The following is a 21,922-nucleotide window of genomic DNA, read 5'->3' as shown; positions in this document are numbered from 1 at the left end:
CGCATCAGGCCTGCGGCAGATGCGGCGCATCCGCCGGCAACAGATGCTCCTTGAGGATCAGCGCGACGATCAGCAGCGGGGAGGACAGGAAAGCGCCCATTGGACCCCACATCCAGGTCCAGAATGCCAGCGCCAGCAGGACCGCAAGCGCATTCAGCGCCAGCCGCCGCCCGATGATGGTCGGCGTGATGAAGTGCCCTTCCAGGAAGGTGAGGCCGCCGAAGGCGAGCGCGGCCATGAGGCCGCCGCCGATCGTCGGGAAGGCGATCAGCCCCACCACGACCAGCACCACGAACATCGCAACCGGCCCGATGATCGGGATGAAATTGAGCGTTGCCGCCAGCGCGCCGAGCCCGGCCGGATTAGGCATGCCGGTGAGCGCGCAGATGAGACCGGTGCCGACGCCGACAGCGATGTTGATGAGAGTGACGGTCAGGAGATAATTGCCGAGATGGACCTCGATCTCGTTGAGGATCCGCAGCGTACGCAGCCGCGCGTCATGATCGCTGAAGGTCATGATCATGGCCCGCCGCAGGTCGCGCCAGCTCGCGATGAACAGGATGAGGGTGACGAAGAACAGCAGGAATTCGGTAAAGGTCGGCGAGAGGAATTCCAGCGTCGGCTGAACCCATTCGACCTTCGGTATATGAATGCTGGGGAACCCCTCCGAGCCGCCGATCATGGTTTGCAGCTCGCGCCACAACGCCAGCGGCCGGTCGAACACGTGCAGCTTGTCTCTCAACTGTGCGCCAAGCTCCGGCAGGCGCGTGCTCCATTCGATCGCTGGCGAGGCGATCAGCGCCACGACAAAGGCGACCACCGCCGTCCCCGCCACCACGATGAGCACGGCGCCTAGCGCGCGCGGCACCTTGCACCGCTCGAGGAAGCTCGCCGCCGGCGACAGCATGGTGCCCGTGACGAAGGCCATCACCACGGGCAGGAAGAACGCCCTTCCGACATAGAGTACGGCGACGACCGCGATTAGCAGCAGGCCTGCGAGTGCGAAAGCCACGAACTCGGTACGGCGGATCACCGGCGGCAGCTCGGTATGGCTGTCGGGAAGCGGTTCGCCTTCGCTGTTGCCGGGAATCAGTCGTTCGCTGGGAAGGACGCGCACAATATCTCTCCCGCACGGAAGCTATCCATCCGCGCGCCCATTGACGATTCCCTAACGAACGGATGGAGCGACGGTTCCATCGCGGCTTCGTGAAGATGTGCTCGCTTGACTGTGACCTGACTGCCGCAAACGCCGGCGGAACTTGAGTCGGTCCCGTCGCGTTTGGTTCACGCAGCATCACCCAGATGCACTTCCAACGGGGCAGCACATGACAAGGTTCTCTCTCGTCCGCCGCTTCTCGCCGCGCGCCGTCACCACCTGTGCCTTCGCGGCCGCATTGCTCACTTTGCCCCTTGCCGGAGCGAGCGCGCAAACGTTCGGTTATGCGCCGATGCAGTTGCAGGCCTATCCGCAGGACCAGGGTTATTCTCAAGGCTACTCGCAAGGCGACGTCAACGAGACGCCGCAGACCGCCGACGAGGATGCCCGGCTGCCCGACCGGCTGCGCAAGCAGATCGTCAGCTTCGACCGCAGCGAGCCGGCCGGCACCATCGTCATCGATACCGACAACACTTACCTCTATTACGTACTCGGCCAAGGACGCGCGATCCGCTATGGCGTCGGCGTCGGTCGCGAGGGATTCACCTGGTCGGGTGTGCAGAGCGTCAGCCGGAAGGCGGAGTGGCCGGACTGGCATCCGCCGGCCGAAATGATCGCACGTCAGCCCTATCTGCCGCGCTTCGTCGCCGGCGGCCCCGGCAATCCGCTGGGAGCCCGTGCGATGTATCTCGGCTCGAGCCAATACCGCATCCACGGGACCAACGATCCCAGCACCATCGGCAAGTTCGTCTCGTCCGGCTGCATCCGCATGACCAATGAGGACGTCATCGACCTGTTCGGCCGCGTCAATGTCGGCGCCAAGGTCGTCGTGCTGCCGAAGAACGCGCCGCTGATGGCCAAGGGAGGTGATTCCGTGCGCAAGCGCCCGGCCGTGACGGCGCTGCCTTCGGGGCGCCAGGCGCTGAACATTTCGGCGTCGTCGTCGGTGAACTGAGAGTTGAGTGAGGTCACATGAAGAGACGTTCGTTCGGCAAACTGGCCGGTGGTTGGATGGCGTGCCTTGCCGTCGCTTCTCTCGGCCTCGCGCTGACGCCGTCGGCGCATGCGCAGGACTTCTTCTCGGCGCTGTTCGGCGCGTTTGGAGCGCGGCCTCCCCAGATCCGGACGCCGTTCCCGAACGACGACATTCCGCGCTATGACGTGCCGCGCCAGCGGGCCGCTTATGGCAGTGGCACCGCCTATTGCGTGCGCGGATGTGACGGTCGCTATTTCCCGGCGCAGGGAAACGATGCCGAAAGCAAGGCGCAATCCTGCAGGAGCTTCTGTCCGGCGTCCGAAACCTCGCTGGTCTATGGCAGCAATATCGACGACGCCACGACGGAGAAGGGAAAATCCTATACCGATCTGCCGAATGCCTTCCGCTACCGCAACGAGATCGTCGCGGGCTGCACCTGCAACGGCAAGGATCCGGCGGGGCTCGCCCAGGTCAAGGTCGAGGACGATCCCACCTTGCGCAAGGGCGACATCGTCGCGGGTGCAGACGGCCTCGTGGTCGCAACGCGCAACGCCAACGACCGCCGCGGTGTCGCGATGAATTTTTCGCCGCTGCCGGAATCGGTGCGGGCCAGATTCCGCCAAGTGCCGGTGGTGGCGAAGGAGTAGGGGATTCGATGTCGTCCTGGCTTTCGCCAGGACGACGGTGGAAGGTGTAGCGCCGGTGTGCCCTACGCCGCTCGGATCTTGCCCAGGAAATCGCTGACCTGCTGACCGAGCTGGCGGCTTTGCGTCTCGAGCGTCTCCGAGGCGTGCTTGACGTTCTCCGCGGCGCTGGCCGCGGCGTCCGCATCGGCCTTGACGCCGGTAATGTTGTCCGAGACGTTCCTGGTGCCTTGCGCTGCATATTGCGTGCTGCGGGTGATCTCCTGCGTGGCTGCTCCCTGCTCCTGCACGGCAGCCGCAATCGCGGTCGCGACCTCGTTCACTTCGCCGATGATGCCGCCGATGGTCTGGATCGCGTTGATGGCGTCGCCCGCGACCTTCTGGATGTCGGCGATCTGCTCGGAGATCTCTTCGGTCGCCTTCGCAGTCTGGCTTGCCAGCGATTTCACCTCGGAGGCGACGACCGCAAACCCGCGCCCTGCATCGCCGGCGCGCGCTGCCTCGATCGTGGCGTTGAGCGCGAGCAGATTGGTCTGCGCCGCGATCGTGTTGATCAGCCCGACGACCTCGCCGATCCGGCCTGCGGATTGCGCCAGCCCCTGCACGGTGTTGTCGGTTTCGCGCGCCTGGTTGACGGCGCGGCTGGCGATGCCCGCGGCATGAGCGGCCTGCTGGCTGATGTCGTTGATCGAGGCAGAGAGCTCTTCGGCGGCGGCGGCCACGCTGTCGACGCTCATGGAGGCGTCGTTGGAGGCTTTGCCTGCGACTTCGACGCGGTCGTTGGTCTGGCGTGACACGGCGGAGAGGTCGCCCGATGTCTTGCGCATCTCGCCGGACGCTTCGCTCAATTCGCCGAGCGTCTTGCGCACCGCTCCCTCGAACTCGCCCACATAGGTCTCGACTGCACGCTGCCGCGCGGCCGCGCCGAAATTGCGCTCGCGTTCCTGCGCCTCGATGTTGAGCTTCTCGCTGGCCTGCTGCTTGAAGGTTTCCAGCGCGCCGGCAAGGGCACCGATCTCGTCCTGACGGTCGAGATAGCCGCTGTCGACGGCAAGGTCACCGCCGGCGACCTTGAGCATGGCGTCGCGGATGGTGCTGAGCGGATGGATGACGCGGCGGTTGACCAGCACGACTGCGCCGACGGCCAGACCGATCGCGAGTGCCAGGAGGGCGAGCTGCATGATCAGCGCGCGCTGCGCGGCGCCGCGTTGCTCCAGCGTATGGACCTTGGCGGCGTCGAGCGCGGCCTCCGCCACTGCGACGGCGCTCGCCAGGCGGCCCACCGTGACCGGAGTCCATTGGTTCGCCGTCATTTCGGCCTTCTCGCCATTGGCGAGCGTATCGGCCAGGCGATCGCGCAGAGCCAGATATTGCGGATCGAAATAGGCGGTCTTGACCGTAGCCATCGCGGCCGAAAGCGCCGGCGGCAATTGCATGCCCGACGTCGACAATTCCAGCGCCTTCCACATCGCGGCCGTGCCGCCCACATATTGGATATAGGACTGGCGGGCCTCGTGCGTGATCTTGCCGGCGGCAAGGCCGGTCGAGACAACCAGCGACGCTTCGCCGGCGGTGTTGCGCAAGAGCCAGGCGTTCTGCTTGATCGACAGCAGTTGGTCGATCACGGCGTCTTGGTTGTTGACGGTGGCGGCCAGGACGTTCGAGAGCTTGTCGAGCGTCTCGAGCAGGCCCTGCGTCGTCTCCATATATTCCTTCGGCAGGCCCGCCCGGCGCTGCTCCTTGGGCTTGACCACGTCCTCCCAGAACTGCTTCTGCGCCTCGCTCAGCAATTTGTGCAGCCGCGCGAGCTCCGGCACCAGCGTGCCGGACTGCGGAAAGTCCATGGCCCGCAACAGCTCCAGCGCACGCGCCATCGCGGGCATCTCGGCGTCCCGGATCGCACGCAGATATTTCTCGATCTCAGCGTCCATCGGCGCGGTCGCGTTCAGCAGCCGGTTGGTGGTGGAGCGATCGGTGCGCAGATTGTGCATCGCCTTAAACAGATCGGCGGATGCATCCGCAGTCTGCGAGATCCGGCTGGCGGTCTTGAGGCGATCCCAGGATTCGTAGGCGGTGAGCGAGAGCACGATCACCACACAGACCGACGTGATCGCGATCACCGCCTTCAACAGCGCGGATACGGTCAGACGATTCAGCATCGAAGTCCCCCAATTCCCATTGCAAAAGTTCGCGATGGCGCCCGGCGACATCGGCGTAGGGGCGCGTAGCGGCTCCGGCGAGCGCATGCTTTTGCGGCCGCGGGCGCGACGGTTTTCTGCATCTGAGATGAAAAGGGTAAAGTTTTAGACAGGCAGGCCGATCGTAGAACTACGGAAGTACTAGAAGTTGCAATGGGTTGCTCGAATGGAACCGATGGGGGAGGTGAGCGTTAGGACAATGTCGGCAATTTGCCTGAAGGGGGGTCCTTGCGATGCTGGTCGGCGTACTCGTCACCTTTCTCGTCGTCATTCTCGTGCTTTATCTCATCAACATGCTGCCGATGGACGGCCGCGCCAAGCAGATCGCGCGCGTGATCGTCATCATCATCGGTATCGTGTCGCTGCTGAAATATCTGGCGGTGTTTTAGCGAAGCCCTCGTAGCCCGGATGGAGCGAAAGCGAAATCCGGGGCTTGCCGCAAGCGGCGCTGGTCCCGGATTGCGCTCCGCTCCATCCGGGCTACGAAACTCCAACTAGAAGCCCCGGCGCGAGCCGGGGCTTCGTTGTGGCTGCCTCAGTGCAGCGATTTGAGCCAGTCGTCGACGTCCTGGCGAACCTGGTCCTTGGCCTTGCCGTAGCGCTCCTGAAGCCGGCCCTCGAGCTGCTCGCGCCGACCCTCGATCAATTGAAGGTCGTCGTCCGTGAGCTTGCCCCATTTCTCCTTGGCCGAGCCCTTGAACTGCTTCCAGTTTCCTTCGATCCGATTCCAGTCCATGACCATCTCCCGTTGGTTGATGGCCCGACAACGCGACCCCCGCGCAGCCAGTTCCGCGGTGCATCGCGACGTTTCGTCCAACAAAAAAGCCCCGGCACGCGCCGGGGCTTTGACGTCTCCGTGACTTCGCTCAGCCCGCCGCCTTGTTATCCAAGAGCCTTGGTTATCCAAGAGCCTTGGCCTCGCGGCGGCGCGCGGTGAGGATGTATTCGGTGTAGCCGTTCGGCTGCTCCCGTCCCCTGAAGATGAGGTCACAGGCCGCCTTGAAGGCGACGCCGTCGAAGGCGGGCGCCATCGGCTTGTAGATGGGGTCGCCCGCATTCTGCTTGTCGACGACGACAGCCATGCGCTTGAGCGATTCCATCACCTGCGCCTCGGTGATCACGCTTTGATGCAGCCAGTTGGCGAGATGCTGGCTGGAGATGCGCAAGGTGGCGCGGTCTTCCATCAGGCCGACATCGTGGATATCCGGTACCTTGGAGCAGCCGACGCCCTGGTCGATCCAGCGCACGACATAGCCGAGGATGCCCTGGCAGTTGTTGTCGATCTCTTGCTTGACGTCATCGGGCGCCCAGTTCGACTTGGACACCGGAATGGTGAGGATGTCCGAGAGCTTTGCGCGCGGGCCGCCCTTGGTGAGCTCCTGCTGGCGCGCGACGACGTTGATCTGGTGGTAGTGCAGTGCGTGCAGCGTCGCGGCGGTCGGGGAGGGCACCCAGGCGGTGGTGGCGCCGGCCTGCGGATGGCCGAGCTTCTGCGCCAGCATGTCCGCCATCTTGTCGGGCGCGGCCCACATGCCCTTGCCGATCTGGGCGTGGCCGGGCAGGCCACAGGTCAGGCCCATGTCGACATTCCAGTCCTCATAGGACTTGATCCAGGCCTGCGCCTTCATCTCGTTCTTGCGGATCATCGGGCCCGCTTCCATCGAGGTGTGGATCTCGTCGCCGGTGCGGTCGAGGAAGCCGGTGTTGATGAACATGATGCGCTTGGACGCGCGCTGGATGCAGGCCTTGAGATTGACGGTGGTGCGCCGCTCCTCGTCCATGATGCCGACCTTGAGCGTGTTCTCGGGCAGGCCCAGCATCTTCTCGACTCGGTCGAAGATCTCGCAGGTCAGCGACACCTCGTCCGGGCCGTGCATCTTCGGCTTGACGATATAGGCAGATCCGGTGCGGCTGTTCTTGACCTTGGAATTGCCCTTGAGATCGTGAATGGCGAGCAGGCCGGAGACCGCGGCATCCAGCAGTCCTTCCGGAATTTCGTCGCCCCTCTCGTCGAGCACGGCGTCGGTGAACATGTGGTGACCGCAATTGCGCATCAGGAGCAGGCTGCGGCCGTGCAGCTTGAACTCGCCCTTGCCGTCGGGCGTCTTGTAGCTGCGATCGGCATTGAGCGAGCGCGTGAGCGTCTTGCCGCCCTTCTCGAAATCGGCCGACAGCGTTCCGTTCATCAGGCCGAGCGTGTTGCGGTAGACCAGCACCTTGTCCTCGGCATCGACGGCCGCGACGGAATCCTCCATGTCGAGGATGGTGGAGACCGCGGCCTCCATGATCATGTCGGCGACACCGGCCGGATCGTCCTTGCCGATCGCGCTGCTGCGGTCGATCTTGACTTCGACATGCAGGCCGTTGTTGACGAGCAGCACCGCGCTCGGCGCGGCCGCGTCGCCCTGGAAGCCCGCGAATTGGGCCGCGTTCTTCAGCGCGGTGGCATTGCCGCTCTTCAGCTTCACCGCGAGCTGGCCCGCGACGACGCTGTAGGCGGTGACGTCGGTGTGGCTGCCGGTCGCCAGCGGCGCGGCGGCGTCGAGGAACGCCTTGGCCTTGGCGATCACCTTGTCGCCGCGCGCCTTGTTGTAACCCTTGCCGCTCTCCGAAGGATCCTGCGGAATCGCGTCGGTGCCGTAGAAGGCGTCATAGAGCGAGCCCCAGCGCGCATTCGCGGCGTTTAGCGCATAACGCGCATTGGTCAGGGGCACCACGAGCTGCGGGCCGCAGATCTTGCCGATCTCCTCGTCGACATTGGCCGTCTCGACCTTCTGCGTCGCCGGCTCTGGGACGAGATAGCCGATCTCCTTCAGGAAGGCGGTGTAGGCGTTGAGGTCGAACGCCTTGCCGTTGTTGGCACGGTGCCAGTCGTCGATCTTGGCTTGAAGCGTGTCGCGCACTGCCAGCAGCGCACGATTCTTCGGCCCCAACTCCCGAACGATGGCGGCAAGCCCCGCCCAGAACGCATCCGGCTCGATCCCCGTTTTCGGGGCCGCTTCCTTGGCGATGAAATCGAACAGGATGGGAGCGATCTTCAATCCGTGGGCGTCGACGCGTTTCATGATGGGCTTTCTTGTTGGAAATGGCTGTTTTTGGCTGCTTTTGACCCGACAGCAGCAAAATGCGCCCGCTGGGGGCGACTTTCGGGGGCCTATTAGCCCCAAAAAAGGGGCGGTGAGAAGACCCCCAGGGGCTTGTCAAAATGTCAAGGAGCGGTGCGAGCGGGCGCGCGGAATGAGCGCTGGGAAGACGATGGGCTGGGCCTCTCCTCGACGTCGTCCTGGCGAAAGCCTGGACCCATTACCCCAGGGAGGAGTTTGGCCACGGCTTGTCGCCCGGTACTCCGACTGAACCCAAGGAATGGATCACGCGGTATGGGTCCTGGCTTTCGCCAGGACGACACCGTTCATGTGGCGCGGGGCGTGCCCCAAGCGGAGCGCACGCCTCAAATATTCGCGGCGAGATCCACGACTTCGTCGAACAGCACGCCTGATGTCTTCAGCATCTGCTCGATTTCGTCGGCGGCCTCAGTGACCGTCCGCGTCGACGTGTCGATCACGAGCTCGGCGGCCTGCGGCGCTTCATAGTCGTTACCGATGCCGGTGAACGAGGTGAGCGCGCCGGCGCGAGCCTTCTTGTAATGGCCCTTGGGGTCGCGCTCCTCGCAGATCTCCGCCGGCGTCGCGACATGGATCTCGCGGAACGCGGTGTCGGCGATGCGGCGCGCGGTGGCGCGGTCCTCGCGGGCCGGTGAGACCGCGGCGACGATGGCGATGTGGCCGTTGCGCGCGAGGTGCGTCGCGACCTCGGCGAGGCGGCGGATGTTCTCGCTGCGATCGGTGGCGGAGAAGCCGAGATCGCTGTTGAGCCCGGCGCGCAGCGTATCGCCGTCGAGCAGGATCGGCGAGCCGCCATTGCTGAACAGCCGCCGCTCCAGCGCTTTGGCCAGCGTCGACTTGCCGGAGGCCGGCAGGCCGGTGAGCCAGACCACGGCACCATTGTGGCGGTAGCGCGCGGAGCGCTCGTCGGGCCGCAGCGCCGATTCCACCGGCACGATATCGACCGGGACGGCGCGCTGGCCGGCATCGACCGACAGCACCAGGCCGCCGCCCGCGATTCGTCCGGACACCTCGATCACGAGGCGGCCGGTGCGCGGATTTTCGGTGTAGGGATCGGTGGCAATCGGGCTCGACAGAGAGATGTCGATCTCGCCGACATGGTTGCGGCCGATCGCCTTGTTCTCGCTGCTCGACAATTCACCGGGATCGACAGCCTTCTCGATGACCACGACGGTGGCGCGGCTTTCCTTCGGCCCGCAGCGCACCAGCAGCTGGTCGCCCTTGGCGAGCGGCTTGTCATGCAGCCAGAAGATCCGCGCGCGCAGCCGCCGCGTCTCGCGCGGCGCGGTGCCTGCATGCGCGATGATGTCGCCGCGCTCGATGAAGAGCTCACGGTCCAGCGTGATGCCGACCGAACGGCCCGCGCCTTGCCGTCCGGCGACGGGCGTCACCGGCCAGCTTTCGACCGTCTTTATCTTGGCGATCTTGCCGGCCGGCATGATCACGATCTCGTCGCCGGCAACCAGGCTGCCGGATTCGATGCGGCCCGCTACGATGCGGCGGTCGTCGAACTTGTAGATCGCCTGCACCGGCAGCCGCAGCGCCAGCGCTTCCAGCGGCCGCGCCGGCTCAAGGGCGTCGAGCGCCTCGACTACCGTCGGTCCCTTGTACCAGGAGATCCGGTCGGTGCGCGCGGCGACGCCGTCGCCGTCGCGAGCCGAGATCGGGATCACCGCGGTCGGCGTCACGCCGAGGCCCTGCAAATGCGCCGAGATCTCGTCGCTGATTTCCTTGAAACGGGCGGCGCTGAAATCGACGCGGTCCATCTTGTTGACGACGATAGCGACCTGCTTCACGCCGAGCAGATGCAGCAGATAGCCGTGCCGGCGGGTCTGGTCGCGCACGCCTTCGAGCGCGTCGATGATCAGCACCGCGCCATCGGCCTGCGAGGCACCGGTGATCATGTTGCGCAGAAATTCGGCATGGCCGGGCGCGTCGATCAGCACGATGTCGCGCGAATTGGTGCGGAAGCGGATCTGCGTGGTGTCGATGGTGATGCCCTGGTCGCGCTCGGTCTGGAGCGCGTCGAGCAGGAACGACCACTCGAACGGCATGCCGCGCCGCGCGCTCACGGCTTTCAGCATCTCGAGCTTGCCCTCCGGCAGGCTGCCGGTCTCGTGCAGCAGGCGGCCGACCAGCGTCGACTTGCCGTGATCGACATGGCCGACGATGACGATGCGCACCTGGGGACGCGTGGTGCCGTTCGGGGTGGCGGGCGAGGCTGGCGTGACGATCATGTTCATGGCCGCAGTGCGTCCTTGAGGTCAGAGGTAGCCGGCGACGCGCAGGCGCTCGAAAGCGTCCTCGGTCTCGTGGTCGAGCGCACGCCCGGCGCGCTCCGGCACCTTGGTCTGTTCGAGCTCGATCAGGATCTCGTCGATGCTCGCAGCGTTTGAGGCCACCGGATTGGTGATGTCCTGGTCACCTAGCGAGCGATAGCGCTTGCCGTTCTGCGACAGATAAAGCGGAATGATCGGGATGTTCTCGCGTTTGGTGTAGGCCCAGATGTCGGCCTCGGTCCAATGCAGGATCGGATGGATGCGTAAATGCGCGCCTTGCGGCGGCGAGGCGTTGAAGTGGTCCCAGAACTCCGGCGGCTGGTCGCGCACGTCCCAATTGCCTTCTAGTCCGCGCGGCGAGAACACGCGCTCCTTGGCACGCGTCGCCTCCTCGTCGCGGCGGATGCCTGCGATCAGGCCGTCGAAGCCATACTTGGCGAGCGCCATCTTGAGGCCCTCGGTCTTGCGCGCGGCGGAACGTGCGGCCGGCGGCAGCGTCGGGTCGACGGCATCAATGGGTGGGCAGGGCTCGACGCGCAGATCGAGATCCCACTCTTTGCCGTAATGATCGCGGAAGCGATACATTTCCGGAAACTTCTTGCCGGTGTCGACATGAAGGGCGGGGAACGGCATCTTGCCGAAGAAGGCCTTCCGCGCCAGCCAGATCATGACGTTGGAGTCCTTGCCGAGCGACCACAACAGGGCGATCTTCTTCAGCCGGGCGAAGGCCTCACGAAAAATGTAGATGCTCTGCGCCTCGAGCTGATCGAGATGGTCCATGCTGGGGGCAAGCTCGACGGAAAATTCTTGCGCGCGCACGCGCTCGGCCAGCTCCGGATTGCCCAGCCGTTCAGCAGCGGAATCGTCCTTGAGAAGATGCATCTCTGCCACTTTGCGTTTGGAGGCGAAAATTCTATAGTTGCAGCGCGAAGGAGAAGAAAAAATTTTCTCTTTGCGCGCTCCAAACGAGACATATATAGAAAATAATTCCAGTCAACCCCGATTGTGGGGAAGCGAGTTCGCATGCGGTTCTTGCCGGTGTTCCTCGATCTCAAGGCCGGTCCGGTGGTCCTCATCGGCGCGGGCGAGCTGTTGCGCGCCAAGCTGCGCGTGCTCGCGGCGGCCGGTGCGCGCGTCCGCGTGCACACGATCGACGGCGATCAGGATCTGGGGCTGAACACCGAAGACGCCGCGCGGGTCGAGATCGCCACGGGCGATCCGCTCACTGCCGATCTCGCGGGCGTCATTGCCATCGTCTGCGCGGGCGCGGGTGATGTCGGCGTGGCCATGTCGGTGAGGGCCAAGACGCTCGGCTTGCCGGTCAACGTCATGGACGATCTCGAACATTCCAGCTTCATCTTCCCGGCGATCGTCGATCGCGGCGATGTTGTTGTCGCCGTCGGCACCGGTGGCACCTCGCCCGTGGTGGCGCGACGCGTGCGCGAGAAGATCGAAGCGCTGCTGCCGGCCCGCATCGGCGAGCTCGCCGAGTTCATCGGCGGCGTCCGCAAATCCATCAACGAGCGTATTGCCGAGTTTCCGCTGCGCCGCCGCTTCTGGGAGCGCGTCATCGATGGCCCGATCGGCGCCTCCGTGCTCGCCGGCCGCAAGAGCGAGGCGGACGCCGCGCTCAAGGCGATTGCCGATCCCACCGCGTTCGCGCGCGCCGACAAGCCGGAAGGCTCGGTCGCGCTGGTCGGCGCCGGTCCCGGCAATCCCGATCTCCTCACCATCAAGGCGCTGCGTGCGCTTCAGGATGCCGACATCGTCTTCCATGACGAACTGGTGTCTCCCGAGATTCTCGACCGCATCCGCCGCGACACCACGCGCGTTGCCGTCGGTCGCCGTGTCGGCAAGCCCGGCATCGGGCAAGACGCCATCAACAAACGCATGATCGAGGCCGCGCAAGCCGGCCAGCGCGTGGTGCGGCTGAAGGGCGGCGATCCCTTCGTGTTCGGCCGTGGCGGCGAGGAAGTGGAAGCGCTGCGCGCAGCGGGCGTCGCCTATTCGATCATCCCCGGCATCACTGCAGGCCTCGGCGGCGCCGCCGATTTCGAGGTGCCGCTCACCTATCGTCACGAAGCGACCCGCATCACCTTCCTCACCGCGCACAAGGCGCGCGACGCTGAAGTCGTGGACTGGTCGACGCTGACCGACACCAGGATGACCGTCGTGGTCTACATGGGCATGACCGCCGCGCCCGCCATCCGCGCCGGCCTCTTCGCCGCCGGCCGCTCGCCGGAGACGCCGGTCGGCGTGTTCGCCCGCGTCACGCGTTCCGATGCGCAAGGCGCGATCGGCACGCTGCGCGATCTGCCCGAACTGGTGCGGCGGGTCCAGGGCGGTCCCGCCATTCTCATCATCGGCGAGGTGGTCCGGCATGCCGGCTCGCTCAGCCGCGAAAGTCCCACGAAGAACTCAGCTCAAATCATCTCTGACCTCCTGGATGCAGCCGAATGACCTCCCCGCTTGAACAGAAGAAAATCAAGATCGCCGGCCCCTCGGTCGTGACCGCCAACCGCACCTGGGACGGCATCGTGGTTTACCGCACCGCCGCCAAGGGCTGGTCCGCTGACCTGTCGGAAGCCGCGATCGTGCGCAACTCCGACGAGGCCAAGGCGTTGCTTGCAGAGTCCGTCGCCGATGACGTCGGCGCGATCGGTCCCTACATCGCGCCGGTGCAGATCGGCGCGGACGGCAAGATCGTTCCCGGTAATCTGCGCGAACAGATCCGCCGCACCGGCGTCACCATCGGACAGCCGGCCCAGGTTTAAGGCACTCTCTTATGTATGCTTACGACGAAATCGACCGCACGCTCGTCAACGAGCGCGTCTCGGAGTTCCGCGACCAGGTGAAGCGCCGCCTCTCCGGCGAGCTCACCGAGGACGAGTTCAAGATCCTGCGGCTCCAGAACGGCGTCTATCTGCAGCTGCACGCCTACATGTTCCGCGTCGCGATCCCCTACGGCACGCTGGCGACGAACCAGCTGCGGGCGCTCGCCCGTGTCGCGCGCAAATATGATCGCGGCTACGGCCATTTCACGACCCGGCAGAACATTCAGTTCAACTGGATCAAGCTCGCCGAGCTGCCGGACGCACTCGAAGACCTCGCCAAAGTCGGCATCCACGCGATGCAGACCTCCGGCAACAACATGCGCAACGTCACCTCGGACCAGTGGGCCGGCGTCGCGCCCGGCGAGATCGAGGATCCGCGCATCTGGTCGGAGCTGATCCGCCAGCACACCACGCTGCATCCGGAATTCTCGTTCCTGCCGCGCAAGTTCAAGATCGCGATCACCGCGTCGGATCATGACCGCGCGGCGATCAAGATCCATGACATCGGCTTGAGGTTGATCAAGAACGAGAAGGGCGAGACGGGCTTCGAGGTCCTGGTCGGCGGCGGTCTCGGCCGCACGCCATTCATCGCCAAGACCATCAAGCACTTCGTGCACGGCCGCGATATCCTCAGCTACATCGAGGCGATCCTGCGCGTCTACAACCAGTACGGCCGCCGCGACAACATCTACAAGGCGCGCATCAAGATCCTGGTGCACGAGCTCGGCATCGAGAAGTTCTCCCGCGAGGTCGAGGAGGAGTGGCAGCATATCCGCAATTCCTCGCTCCAGATCGACGACGAGGTGATCGAGGACATCCGCTCGCGCTTCACCTATCCGGCCTACGAGAAGCTGCCGCACATGCCGGATGAGTTGCGCCAGGCCGCGGCCGATTCTGATTTCGAGGCGTGGCGCAAGAACTCGGTGGCCCCGCACAAGGTGCAGGGCTATTCCATCGTCACGATCTCGCTGAAGCCGACCGGCGGCCCTCCGGGCGACGCCACCGCCGAGCAGATGGACGCGCTGGCCGACCTTGCCGACAAATATTCCTTCGGCGAGGTCCGCGTCGGCCACGAGCAGAACCTCGCGCTGCCGCACGTCGCCAAGCGTGATTTGCCCGCGCTGTGGAAGGCGCTCGACAAGCTCGGGCTCGCGACGCCCAACGTCAACCTGATCACCGACATCATCGCCTGCCCGGGTCTCGACTATTGCTCGCTGGCGAATGCGCGCTCGATTCCGATCGCGCAGGAATTGACGCGGCGTTTTGCCAATCACGAGCTCGCCAATTTGATCGGCCGGCTCCACATCAATATCTCGGGCTGCATCAATGCCTGCGGTCATCACCATGTCGGCCACATCGGCATTCTCGGTGTCGAGAAGAACGGCGAGGAGGTCTATCAGATCACCATCGGCGGTCGTGCCGACGAGAACGCTGCGCTCGGGACCCTGATCGGCCCCGGCGTCAAGTTCGACGAAGTCGCCGATGTCATCGAAGACGTCGTGGAGGCCTATCTGGCGCTGCGCGAGCGGCCGGAGGAGCTGTTCATGGACACGGTGAAGCGCCTCGGCGTCGAACCCTTCAAGGAGCGCGTCTATGCCACTCGTTAACGGCGGAAAGATCACGGGCGACGGCTTCGCCAAGCTCGCCGTCGATACGCCGCTGCCCGAGAGCGGCGACATCCTCGTGCCGGCCGAACGCTTCCTCAGTGAAGCGGAAAGCTTGCTCGAGCGTGCCGGCAAGGTCGGCGTGATCTGGCCGAACAATCGCGACATCGCCGAGCTGGTGCCGTATCTCGGCAAGCTCGCGACGGTCGCGCTGGTGTTCCCGACCTTCCGCGACGGCCGGGCCTACAGCCAGGCCCGCTTGCTGCGCGAGCGCTACAACTACCGAGGCGAACTGCGCGCCACCGGCCAGATTCTGCGCGACCAGTTCGTGTTCATGCTGCGCGCCGGCTTCGATGCCTTCGAGGTCAAGAAGCAGGCGGATGCGGAAGCCTTCATGCAGACCGCCAAGCGCTATTCGGTGTTCTACCAGCCGACCGGCGACGGCCGGATCACGGCGCTGCACCGGCGGATGCAGCTGCGCCACTCCGAAGGTGTCGGCACGTGAACGCGATCACCGCTCAGGTTTCGTCCGTCTCCGCGCTGCCGCCGGCGGACGAGCTCGATCGCGCCTTGCGCGATGCCTCGCCCGCGGAGGTCATCGCCGCGGCGCTGAAGACCGTCGGGCGCGACAAGCTCGCGCTGGTGTCGTCCTTCGGCACGGAATCCGCCGCGCTGCTCAAGGTCATGGCGGAGGTCGATCCGGCAATCCCCGTGATCTTTCTCGACACCGGCTGGTTGTTCGAGGAGACGCTGGCCTATCGCGATACGCTGATCGCCACGCTGGGCCTCGAGGACGTGCGGTCGATCAAGCCCGCGGAAGAGGCGCTGTCGCGCGAGGATCCCGACCGCGAGCTCTGGTTCTCCGATCCCGACGCCTGCTGCCGCATCCGCAAGGTGGAACCGCTCGCGCGCGCCCTCAAGCCATTCTCGGCCTGGATCAATGGCCGCAAGCGTTTTCAGGGCAATGCGCGCGCAGACATCCCGGTCGTCGAGGACGACGGCGCGCGGTTGAAGTTCAATCCCTTCGCCAACGTCTCGCGTGAGGAGATCGCGGCGATCTTCGCCCGCGCCAAATTGCCACGGCATCCTCTGGTTGTGTCGGGATATCTGTCGGTCGGGTGTATGCCCTGCACGAGCAGAACGACCGAGGACGAAGATTCTCGCGCCGGTCGGTGGCGAGGTCGGGCCAAGACAGAATGCGGCATTCACACGATGAAGATTTCGTAGCACGCTTGCGCTGCCACGCTGCGAACAAGAAAATCCGGTTCCGTTGACTCAAGAGCGTTTCGCCCCGAGTTATGCCCGCGTGCCATCGACGACGCCGACGTCGTCGAGGTGAATGGAGATGGACATGATGCGCCGTATCGTCCCGCTCGCGGCAACCCTGTTGTGGGCAAGCTCGGCTCTCGCCGCGGATATCAACCTGTTGAACGTGTCGTACGATCCGACGCGTGAGCTCTATGCCGAATTCAACAAGGCGTTCGCGACCGCCTATCAGAAGGAGACCGGCAAGAGCGTCGAGATCAAGCAGTCGCATGGCGGCAGCGGTTCGCAGGCGCGCGCCGTGATCGATGGCTTGCAGGCCGACGTGGTGACGCTCGCGCTTGCCTATGACATCGACGCGATCGCGAACAAGGGCCTCACCACGGCCGACTGGCAGAAGCGGCTGCCGCAGAATTCGTCACCCTACACCTCGACCATCGTCTTCCTGGTGCGCAAGGGCAATCCCAAGGGCATCAAGGATTGGGACGACCTGATCAAGCCGGGCGTTGCTATTATCACGCCGAACCCGAAGACCTCGGGCGGCGCCCGCTGGAATTATCTGGCGGCCTGGGGCTTTGCGCAGAAGAAATACGGGTCGGCCGACAAGGCCAAGGAGTTCGTTGGGAAGCTCTTCCAGCAGGTGCCGGTGCTGGATACCGGCGCGCGCGGCGCCACCGTGACCTTCGTCGAGCGCGGCGTCGGTGACGTGCTGCTCGCCTGGGAGAACGAGGCGTTCCTGGCCCTGAAGGAGTTCGGTGCGAACAAATTCGAGATCGTGGCACCGCCGCAATCGATTCTGGCGGAGCCGCCGGTTACCATCGTCGACAAGGTCGCCGACAAGAAAGGCACCCGGAGCGCGGCTGACGCTTACCTGCAATATTGGTATACCAAGGAAGCTCAAGAGATCGCCGCGCGCAATTTCTACCGTCCTCGCGACGCCGAAATTGCGAAGAAGTACGAGAATGCGTTCGCCAAGGTCGAGCTGTTCACGATCGACGATGTCTTCGGCGGCTGGACCAAGGCGCAGAAGGAACATTTCGCCGACGGCGGCGTCTTTGATCAGATCTACAAGAACTGATCGAGCGCTGTCTTAGGAGGCTTTTAGCAGGGGGCCCGGTGAGCGCACTCGCAGCAAGACGCCGGACATTGCCGGGCTTCGGTCTCACCATGGGACTGACGCTGACCTGGCTGTCCGTTATCATCCTGATTCCGCTCGCTGGACTGTTCCTGAGATCGCTCGAACTCAGTCCCGAGCAGTTCTGGAACATCCTCTCCAGCCGCCGCACGCTGAACGCGCTCCGCGTCTCCTTCGGCCTCGCCTTTGCCGCGGCCTGCGTCAACCTGGTGATGGGCAGCATCATCGTCTGGGCGCTGGTGCGCTACCGCTTTCCGGGCCGGCGCATCTTCGATGCCATCGTCGATGTGCCGTTCGCGCTGCCGACGGCGGTTGCCGGCGTGGCGCTGACCGCACTGTTCGCCGAGAAGGGCTGGCTGGGCGCACCGCTCGCGGCGCTCGGCCTCAAGGTCGCGTTCACCCCGGTCGGCATCTTCGTCGCCATGATCTTCATCGGCATTCCCTTCGTGGTCCGCACCGTGCAGCCGGTGCTCCAGGATCTCGACCCCGAGATCGAGGAGGCCGCAGGCAGCTTGGGGGCGAGCCGCTGGCAAACCATCATCCGCGTGATCCTGCCCTCGCTGGCGCCGGCGCTGCTCACCGGGCTCGCGCTTGCCTTCGCCCGCGCGGTCGGCGAATACGGCTCGGTGATCTTCATCGCGGGCAATCTGCCCAACGTCTCCGAGATTGCGCCGCTCTTGATCGTGATCCGCCTGTCCGAATTCCGCTACGCCGATGCGACCGCCATCGCGGTGGTCATGCTCGTCGTCTCCTTCGTCATCATCTTCGCCGTCAACCGGCTCCAGCGCTGGGCGCAGAGCCGGGTCCCGGCGCGTTGAGGGCGACCATGACGATGCAGATCGCAGACTCCGTTTCGCTCTCACCGCCAGACGAGAAGGCGCGTGCGCACGCGGCGGCGGCGCGTGACAGTCTTCGCACCGAGCCGAGGGCGGTGCGCATCGTCATCATCACATTGGCGGTGCTATTCCTCTCCGTCTTCGTCGTACTGCCATTGGTGGTCGTGTTTGCCCAGGCGTTCTCGAAAGGGATCCTGGCCTATCTTGCCGCGCTGGCAGAGCCGGAGGCGCTGGCTGCGATCAGGCTGACGCTGCTGGTCGCCGCGATCTCGGTCGGCCTCAATCTCGTGTTCGGCCTCGTCGCCGCCTGGTCGATTGCGAAATTCGAATTTCCGGGCAAGACCTTCCTGATCACGTTGATCGACCTGCCGTTCTCGGTCTCGCCGGTGATCTCGGGCCTCGTCTTCGTGCTGCTGTTCGGCGCGCAAGGCTATTTCGGCAGCTGGCTGCGCGATCACGACATCCAAATCCTGTTCGCCGTGCCCGGCATCGCGCTCGCCACCACCTTCGTGACCTTCCCCTTCGTGGCGCGCGCCTTGATTCCCCTGATGCAGGAGCAGGGCACGCAGGAGGAGGAGGCCGCCATCTCGCTCGGCGCCTCGGGCCTGCAAACCTTCTTCCGCGTCACGCTGCCGAATATCAAATGGGGCGTGCTCTACGGCGTCCTGCTCTGTAATGCCCGCGCAATGGGCGAGTTCGGCGCCGTCTCCGTCGTTTCCGGCCACATCCGCGGCGAGACCAACACCATGCCGCTGCTGGTCGAGATCCTCTACAACGAGTACCAGTTCGTCGCCGCCTTCGCGATCGCCTCGCTGCTGGCGATGCTGGCGCTGATCACGCTGATCGCAAAGACCGTTCTCGAACGTCACCTCGACGAAGGACACGAAGCCCGTGACCATTGAAGTCAAGAATCTCGTCAAGAAGTTCGGCAGCTTCGCGGCCCTCGACGGCGTCGACCTCAAGGTCCACGACGGCGAGCTGCTGGCGCTGCTCGGCCCGTCCGGCTCCGGCAAGACCACGCTGCTGCGGATCATCGCCGGCCTCGACTGGCCCGATTCCGGCGAGGTCATCTTCAACGGCGAGGACGCGCTGGCGCAGGGGGCGCGCGAGCGGCATGTCGGCTTCGTGTTCCAGCACTACGCGCTGTTCCGCCACATGACGGTGTTCGAGAACGTCGCCTTCGGCCTGCGCGTGCAGCCGCGCGCAATTCGCAAGGACGAAGCGACCATCCGCGCGCGGGTCAAGGAGTTGCTCGATCTCGTGCAGCTCGACTGGCTCGCCGACCGCTATCCCAGCCAGCTCTCCGGCGGCCAGCGCCAGCGCATCGCGCTCGCCCGCGCGCTCGCGATCGAGCCGCGCATCCTCTTGCTCGACGAGCCCTTCGGCGCACTCGATGCCAAGGTGCGCAAGGAGCTGCGAAAGTGGTTGCGCTCGTTGCATCATGAGATCAACGTCACCTCGATCTTCGTTACCCACGACCAGGAGGAGGCATTGGAAGTCGCCAACCGCGTCGTGGTGATGGACAAGGGCCGCATCGAGCAGATCGGCTCGCCCGACGACGTCTATGAAAGCCCTGCAACCGCCTTCGTCCACGGCTTCATCGGCGAGTCCATCGAGCTGCCGGTTCAGATATCCGATGGCGTGATCAGGCTCGGCGACCGGCAGCTTCCGCTTGCTGCGGACGGGCTCGCGCCCGGCGCGTCAAAGCTGTTCGTGCGGCGACACGACATGGTGGTTGGTCCGCCCGGCACCGGCGCCTTCGAGGGCGCGGTCCAGCATGTCCGCAATTTCGGTCCCGTGCAGCGCGCCGAGGTTGCGTTGTCCGGCGGCGAGACCATCGAGATCGACGCGCCCCGCGACCGGGAACTGCGCGCCGGCGACACGGTCGGGCTCGAACCCCGCCGTTACCGGATCTTTGCGGGGTAGAAGTCTCCGTCATTCCAGGATGGTTTCAAGGACCAGACCCGGAAATTCGAGATTATGGCGCGAGATTCCGGGTTCAGCGCTCTACGCTGCCCCGGAATGACAGCTCAGATTTTCCTCAAAATTCACCTTTCAGCCACGGTTGGTATGCAACAACGGCCCCTCATTGGGGGCTCGATTCATGCGCGCTGCGGCCGCAATACTCGTCACTTTGCTTCTGGCCGGCTGTGCGGGCAATGAAGCGCCGGTCCAGCAGCCGTCGATGTATACCGACATGGCGGTCCCGGGCGCCAGGCTCGATGCGCAGGCAGCGGCCGTGATGATCTCGCAATACCGCCAGAACAACGCCCTTGGCACCGTCGTGATCGATTCTGACCTGATGCGGCTCGCCGAATCCCAGTCTCAGGCCATGGCGGCCGCCAACAAGATGGACCATGACGTCCGCGCGCCGCTCGCCAAGCGGCTCGCCTCCGGCGGCTATCCCGCGACCGTGGCGGTCGAGAATGTCTCGGCCGGCTATCATACGCTGGCGGAAGCATTTTCCGGCTGGCGCGACTCGCCGCCCCACCGCGCCAACATGCTCAAGAGCGGTGTCACAAAATTGGGCATCGCAGCCGCCTATGCTCCCGGCACCAAATACAAGGTGTTCTGGACCATGATCCTGGCCTCGACGGAGCGATAAGCCAGACTTGATCCCGGGATGCATTGACGCCGTGGCGGAGTGTCGCCACGGTGGCTCGCCTTTTGCTGTTCCCCCGTTTTGATATCGTTCTCCCATGACAGATCATCGCCCGGACTCCGCCAGCATCCCCGCGAACGCGCAACGTGTCCTGGTGCTCCAGGGCGGTGGCGCGCTCGGCTCGTACCAGGCCGGCGCCGTCCAGGCGCTGTGCGGCTTCGGCTTCGAGCCGGAATGGGTCGCCGGCATCTCGATCGGCGCCATCAACGCGGCCATCATCGCCGGCAATGAGGGCCGCACCCGCATCGACCGGCTCAAGGAATTCTGGGAGATGGTGTCGGCGCCGGTGCCGTGGAAGCCGATCGGCAAGAGCGATCACAGCCGCGAACTGTTCAACTCGACCAGCGCGGCGCTGATCGCGACCTTCGGCGTGCCCGGCTTCTTCGTGCCGCGCGTGCCGCCTGCGCCGCTGTGGCCGCCGGGCCATCCCGAAGCGGAGAGCTATTACGACACTGCGCCCTTGAGGAAGACGCTGGAGCGCCTGGTCGATTTCGACCGCATCAACGATGTGAAGACGCGCCTGTCGGTCGGCGCGGTCGGCGTCACCTCCGGCAACTTCAGATATTTCGACAATTACGAGTTCAAGAAGCTCGGCAAGAAGATAGGCCCCGAGCACATCATGGCCTCCGGCGCGCTGCCGCCGGGCTTTCCCTCCGTCGTGATCGACGGCGAGCATTATTGGGACGGCGGCATCGCCTCCAACACGCCGCTCGACTACGTGCTCGATACCGAGCTCGAGCGCGACATGCTGATCTTCCAGGTCGACCTGTTTTCCGCCCGCGGCGACCTGCCGACCTCGCTGCTCGAAGCCGCCGAGCGCGAGAAGGACATCCGCTATTCCAGCCGCACGCGGATGAACACCGACAAGAACAAGCAGATCCACAACGCCCGCCGTGCCGTGCGCGACCTGATCTCCAAACTGCCTGATTACCTCAAGAGCGATCCGTCCGTCGAATTCCTGTCCAAGGCGTCGCGCGAAAGCACGGTGACGGTGGTTCACCTGATCTATCGCAGCAAGAACTACGAATCCTCGTCCAAGGATTACGATTTCTCGCACGTTGCCATGGTCGAGCATTGGGAAGCGGGCGTGCGCGACGTGCATCTGTCGATGCGCCACAAGGACTGGCTCGAGCAGCCGCAGTCCGGCGAAACCATGGTGGCCTACGATCTCACGGGGGACGTCACCGCGCCCCCGCCAAAAAGGAGCGAATAG

The 21,922-nt window shown here is 64.8% G+C and carries 20 protein-coding genes; 14 read left to right on the top strand and 6 right to left on the bottom strand.

Going from position 1 to position 21,922, the window contains the following annotated elements:
• Window positions 1-4: 4 nt before the first annotated feature.
• Window positions 5-1,117: an AI-2E family transporter gene (locus BCCGELA001_RS32745; protein WP_060737167.1), complete on the bottom strand. Its 1,113-nt coding sequence runs from the start codon at window positions 1,115-1,117 to the stop codon at window positions 5-7.
• A 208-nt stretch (window positions 1,118-1,325) separates the two neighbouring features.
• Between BCCGELA001_RS32745 and BCCGELA001_RS32740 the strand changes: the two genes are divergently transcribed.
• Together BCCGELA001_RS32740 and BCCGELA001_RS32735 are read left to right on the top strand one after the other, a co-directional pair.
• Window positions 1,326-2,111: a L,D-transpeptidase gene (locus BCCGELA001_RS32740; protein ID WP_008546835.1), complete on the top strand. Its 786-nt coding sequence runs from the start codon at window positions 1,326-1,328 to the stop codon at window positions 2,109-2,111.
• A 17-nt stretch (window positions 2,112-2,128) separates the two neighbouring features.
• Entirely contained in the window at window positions 2,129-2,779 is a 651-nt protein-coding gene (locus BCCGELA001_RS32735; RefSeq protein WP_060737166.1) for a DUF2865 domain-containing protein, read from the top strand.
• A gap of 62 nt (window positions 2,780-2,841) precedes the next feature.
• Here the strand turns inward: BCCGELA001_RS32735 and BCCGELA001_RS32730 are convergent, their stop codons facing one another.
• Window positions 2,842-4,935, bottom strand: coding sequence for a methyl-accepting chemotaxis protein (locus tag BCCGELA001_RS32730; RefSeq protein WP_060737165.1), 2,094 nt, complete (start codon window positions 4,933-4,935; stop codon window positions 2,842-2,844).
• Window positions 4,936-5,207: 272 nt separating this feature from the next.
• Between BCCGELA001_RS32730 and BCCGELA001_RS38550 the strand changes: the two genes are divergently transcribed.
• The gene (locus BCCGELA001_RS38550) at window positions 5,208-5,363 is read left to right on the top strand and encodes a Thivi_2564 family membrane protein (protein WP_008546817.1); all 156 of its coding nucleotides are present in this window, start codon (window positions 5,208-5,210) and stop codon (window positions 5,361-5,363) included.
• Window positions 5,364-5,509: 146 nt separating this feature from the next.
• On the opposite strand, the gene BCCGELA001_RS32720 is transcribed toward BCCGELA001_RS38550, so the two are convergent.
• The 4 genes from BCCGELA001_RS32720 to cysD form a co-directional block, all read right to left on the bottom strand.
• Entirely contained in the window at window positions 5,510-5,710 is a 201-nt protein-coding gene (locus BCCGELA001_RS32720; protein ID WP_008546815.1) for a CsbD family protein, read from the bottom strand.
• Window positions 5,711-5,873: 163 nt separating this feature from the next.
• Window positions 5,874-8,039: a malate synthase G gene (locus BCCGELA001_RS32715; protein WP_060737164.1), complete on the bottom strand. Its 2,166-nt coding sequence runs from the start codon at window positions 8,037-8,039 to the stop codon at window positions 5,874-5,876.
• A gap of 383 nt (window positions 8,040-8,422) precedes the next feature.
• Window positions 8,423-10,339: an adenylyl-sulfate kinase gene (cysC, locus tag BCCGELA001_RS32710; RefSeq protein WP_060737163.1), complete on the bottom strand. Its 1,917-nt coding sequence runs from the start codon at window positions 10,337-10,339 to the stop codon at window positions 8,423-8,425.
• Window positions 10,340-10,360: 21 nt separating this feature from the next.
• Entirely contained in the window at window positions 10,361-11,155 is a 795-nt protein-coding gene (gene cysD, locus BCCGELA001_RS32705) for a sulfate adenylyltransferase subunit CysD (protein ID WP_008546797.1), read from the bottom strand.
• A 243-nt stretch (window positions 11,156-11,398) separates the two neighbouring features.
• Between cysD and cysG the strand changes: the two genes are divergently transcribed.
• From cysG to BCCGELA001_RS32650, 11 genes are all read left to right on the top strand, one after another.
• Complete coding sequence (gene cysG / locus BCCGELA001_RS32700) at window positions 11,399-12,835, top strand: siroheme synthase CysG (protein WP_060737162.1); 1,437 nt, start codon at window positions 11,399-11,401, stop codon at window positions 12,833-12,835.
• Complete coding sequence (locus BCCGELA001_RS32695; protein ID WP_008546782.1) at window positions 12,832-13,149, top strand: DUF2849 domain-containing protein; 318 nt, start codon at window positions 12,832-12,834, stop codon at window positions 13,147-13,149. Before cysG ends, BCCGELA001_RS32695 begins: the two co-directional genes overlap by 4 nt.
• A gap of 11 nt (window positions 13,150-13,160) precedes the next feature.
• Window positions 13,161-14,816, top strand: coding sequence for a nitrite/sulfite reductase (locus tag BCCGELA001_RS32690; RefSeq protein WP_060737161.1), 1,656 nt, complete (start codon window positions 13,161-13,163; stop codon window positions 14,814-14,816).
• Window positions 14,803-15,318, top strand: coding sequence for a DUF934 domain-containing protein (locus tag BCCGELA001_RS32685; RefSeq protein WP_060737160.1), 516 nt, complete (start codon window positions 14,803-14,805; stop codon window positions 15,316-15,318). The genes BCCGELA001_RS32690 and BCCGELA001_RS32685 overlap by 14 nt, the downstream gene beginning before the upstream one ends.
• Window positions 15,315-16,040: a phosphoadenylyl-sulfate reductase gene (locus tag BCCGELA001_RS32680; RefSeq protein ID WP_060737159.1), complete on the top strand. Its 726-nt coding sequence runs from the start codon at window positions 15,315-15,317 to the stop codon at window positions 16,038-16,040. The genes BCCGELA001_RS32685 and BCCGELA001_RS32680 overlap by 4 nt, the downstream gene beginning before the upstream one ends.
• A gap of 112 nt (window positions 16,041-16,152) precedes the next feature.
• Window positions 16,153-17,154 carry a sulfate ABC transporter substrate-binding protein gene (locus BCCGELA001_RS32675; protein WP_144441613.1) on the top strand — a complete coding sequence of 334 codons (1,002 nt, stop codon included), beginning with the start codon at window positions 16,153-16,155 and terminating at the stop codon, window positions 17,152-17,154.
• 89 nt (window positions 17,155-17,243) lie between these two features.
• Window positions 17,244-18,029, top strand: coding sequence for a sulfate ABC transporter permease subunit CysT (gene cysT, locus BCCGELA001_RS32670; RefSeq protein WP_060737158.1), 786 nt, complete (start codon window positions 17,244-17,246; stop codon window positions 18,027-18,029).
• An 8-nt stretch (window positions 18,030-18,037) separates the two neighbouring features.
• Complete coding sequence (gene cysW / locus BCCGELA001_RS32665) at window positions 18,038-18,949, top strand: sulfate ABC transporter permease subunit CysW (RefSeq protein WP_008565658.1); 912 nt, start codon at window positions 18,038-18,040, stop codon at window positions 18,947-18,949.
• Window positions 18,939-19,973: a sulfate/molybdate ABC transporter ATP-binding protein gene (locus BCCGELA001_RS32660; RefSeq protein ID WP_060737157.1), complete on the top strand. Its 1,035-nt coding sequence runs from the start codon at window positions 18,939-18,941 to the stop codon at window positions 19,971-19,973. The genes cysW and BCCGELA001_RS32660 overlap by 11 nt, the downstream gene beginning before the upstream one ends.
• Window positions 19,974-20,151: 178 nt before the next feature.
• A complete protein-coding gene (locus BCCGELA001_RS32655; RefSeq protein ID WP_008546718.1) occupies window positions 20,152-20,652 on the top strand; it encodes a CAP domain-containing protein in 501 nt (166 codons plus the stop codon).
• Window positions 20,653-20,746: 94 nt separating this feature from the next.
• Window positions 20,747-21,922, top strand: a complete 1,176-nt coding sequence (locus BCCGELA001_RS32650; RefSeq protein WP_060737156.1) for a DUF3734 domain-containing protein — start codon at window positions 20,747-20,749, stop codon at window positions 21,920-21,922.

The sequence above is a fragment of the Bradyrhizobium sp. CCGE-LA001 genome, assembly GCF_000296215.2.
In the GTDB taxonomy this organism is placed as follows: Bacteria; Pseudomonadota; Alphaproteobacteria; order Rhizobiales; family Xanthobacteraceae; genus Bradyrhizobium.
The sequence above is the reverse complement of the archived record's forward strand: the minus strand, read 5'-3'. Positions and strand labels throughout refer to the sequence as shown.

Bases quoted from the DNA above. Each gene is read 5' to 3' on its own strand.
- BCCGELA001_RS32740 (WP_008546835.1), top strand. From the start codon at position 1,326: ATGACAAGGTTCTCTCTCGTCCGCCGCTTCTCGCCGCGCGCCGTCACC.
- BCCGELA001_RS32735 (WP_060737166.1), top strand. From the start codon at position 2,129: ATGAAGAGACGTTCGTTCGGCAAACTGGCCGGTGGTTGGATGGCGTGC.
- BCCGELA001_RS32730 (WP_060737165.1), bottom strand. From the start codon at position 4,935: ATGCTGAATCGTCTGACCGTATCCGCGCTGTTGAAGGCGGTGATCGCG.
- BCCGELA001_RS38550 (WP_008546817.1), top strand. From the start codon at position 5,208: ATGCTGGTCGGCGTACTCGTCACCTTTCTCGTCGTCATTCTCGTGCTT.
- BCCGELA001_RS32720 (WP_008546815.1), bottom strand. From the start codon at position 5,710: ATGGACTGGAATCGGATCGAAGGAAACTGGAAGCAGTTCAAGGGCTCG.
- BCCGELA001_RS32715 (WP_060737164.1), bottom strand. From the start codon at position 8,039: ATGAAACGCGTCGACGCCCACGGATTGAAGATCGCTCCCATCCTGTTC.
- cysC (WP_060737163.1), bottom strand. From the start codon at position 10,339: ATGAACATGATCGTCACGCCAGCCTCGCCCGCCACCCCGAACGGCACC.
- cysD (WP_008546797.1), bottom strand. From the start codon at position 11,155: ATGGACCATCTCGATCAGCTCGAGGCGCAGAGCATCTACATTTTTCGT.
- cysG (WP_060737162.1), top strand. From the start codon at position 11,399: ATGCGGTTCTTGCCGGTGTTCCTCGATCTCAAGGCCGGTCCGGTGGTC.
- BCCGELA001_RS32695 (WP_008546782.1), top strand. From the start codon at position 12,832: ATGACCTCCCCGCTTGAACAGAAGAAAATCAAGATCGCCGGCCCCTCG.
- BCCGELA001_RS32690 (WP_060737161.1), top strand. From the start codon at position 13,161: ATGTATGCTTACGACGAAATCGACCGCACGCTCGTCAACGAGCGCGTC.
- BCCGELA001_RS32685 (WP_060737160.1), top strand. From the start codon at position 14,803: ATGCCACTCGTTAACGGCGGAAAGATCACGGGCGACGGCTTCGCCAAG.
- BCCGELA001_RS32675 (WP_144441613.1), top strand. From the start codon at position 16,153: ATGGAGATGGACATGATGCGCCGTATCGTCCCGCTCGCGGCAACCCTG.
- cysT (WP_060737158.1), top strand. From the start codon at position 17,244: ATGGGACTGACGCTGACCTGGCTGTCCGTTATCATCCTGATTCCGCTC.
- cysW (WP_008565658.1), top strand. From the start codon at position 18,038: ATGACGATGCAGATCGCAGACTCCGTTTCGCTCTCACCGCCAGACGAG.
- BCCGELA001_RS32655 (WP_008546718.1), top strand. From the start codon at position 20,152: ATGCGCGCTGCGGCCGCAATACTCGTCACTTTGCTTCTGGCCGGCTGT.
- BCCGELA001_RS32650 (WP_060737156.1), top strand. From the start codon at position 20,747: ATGACAGATCATCGCCCGGACTCCGCCAGCATCCCCGCGAACGCGCAA.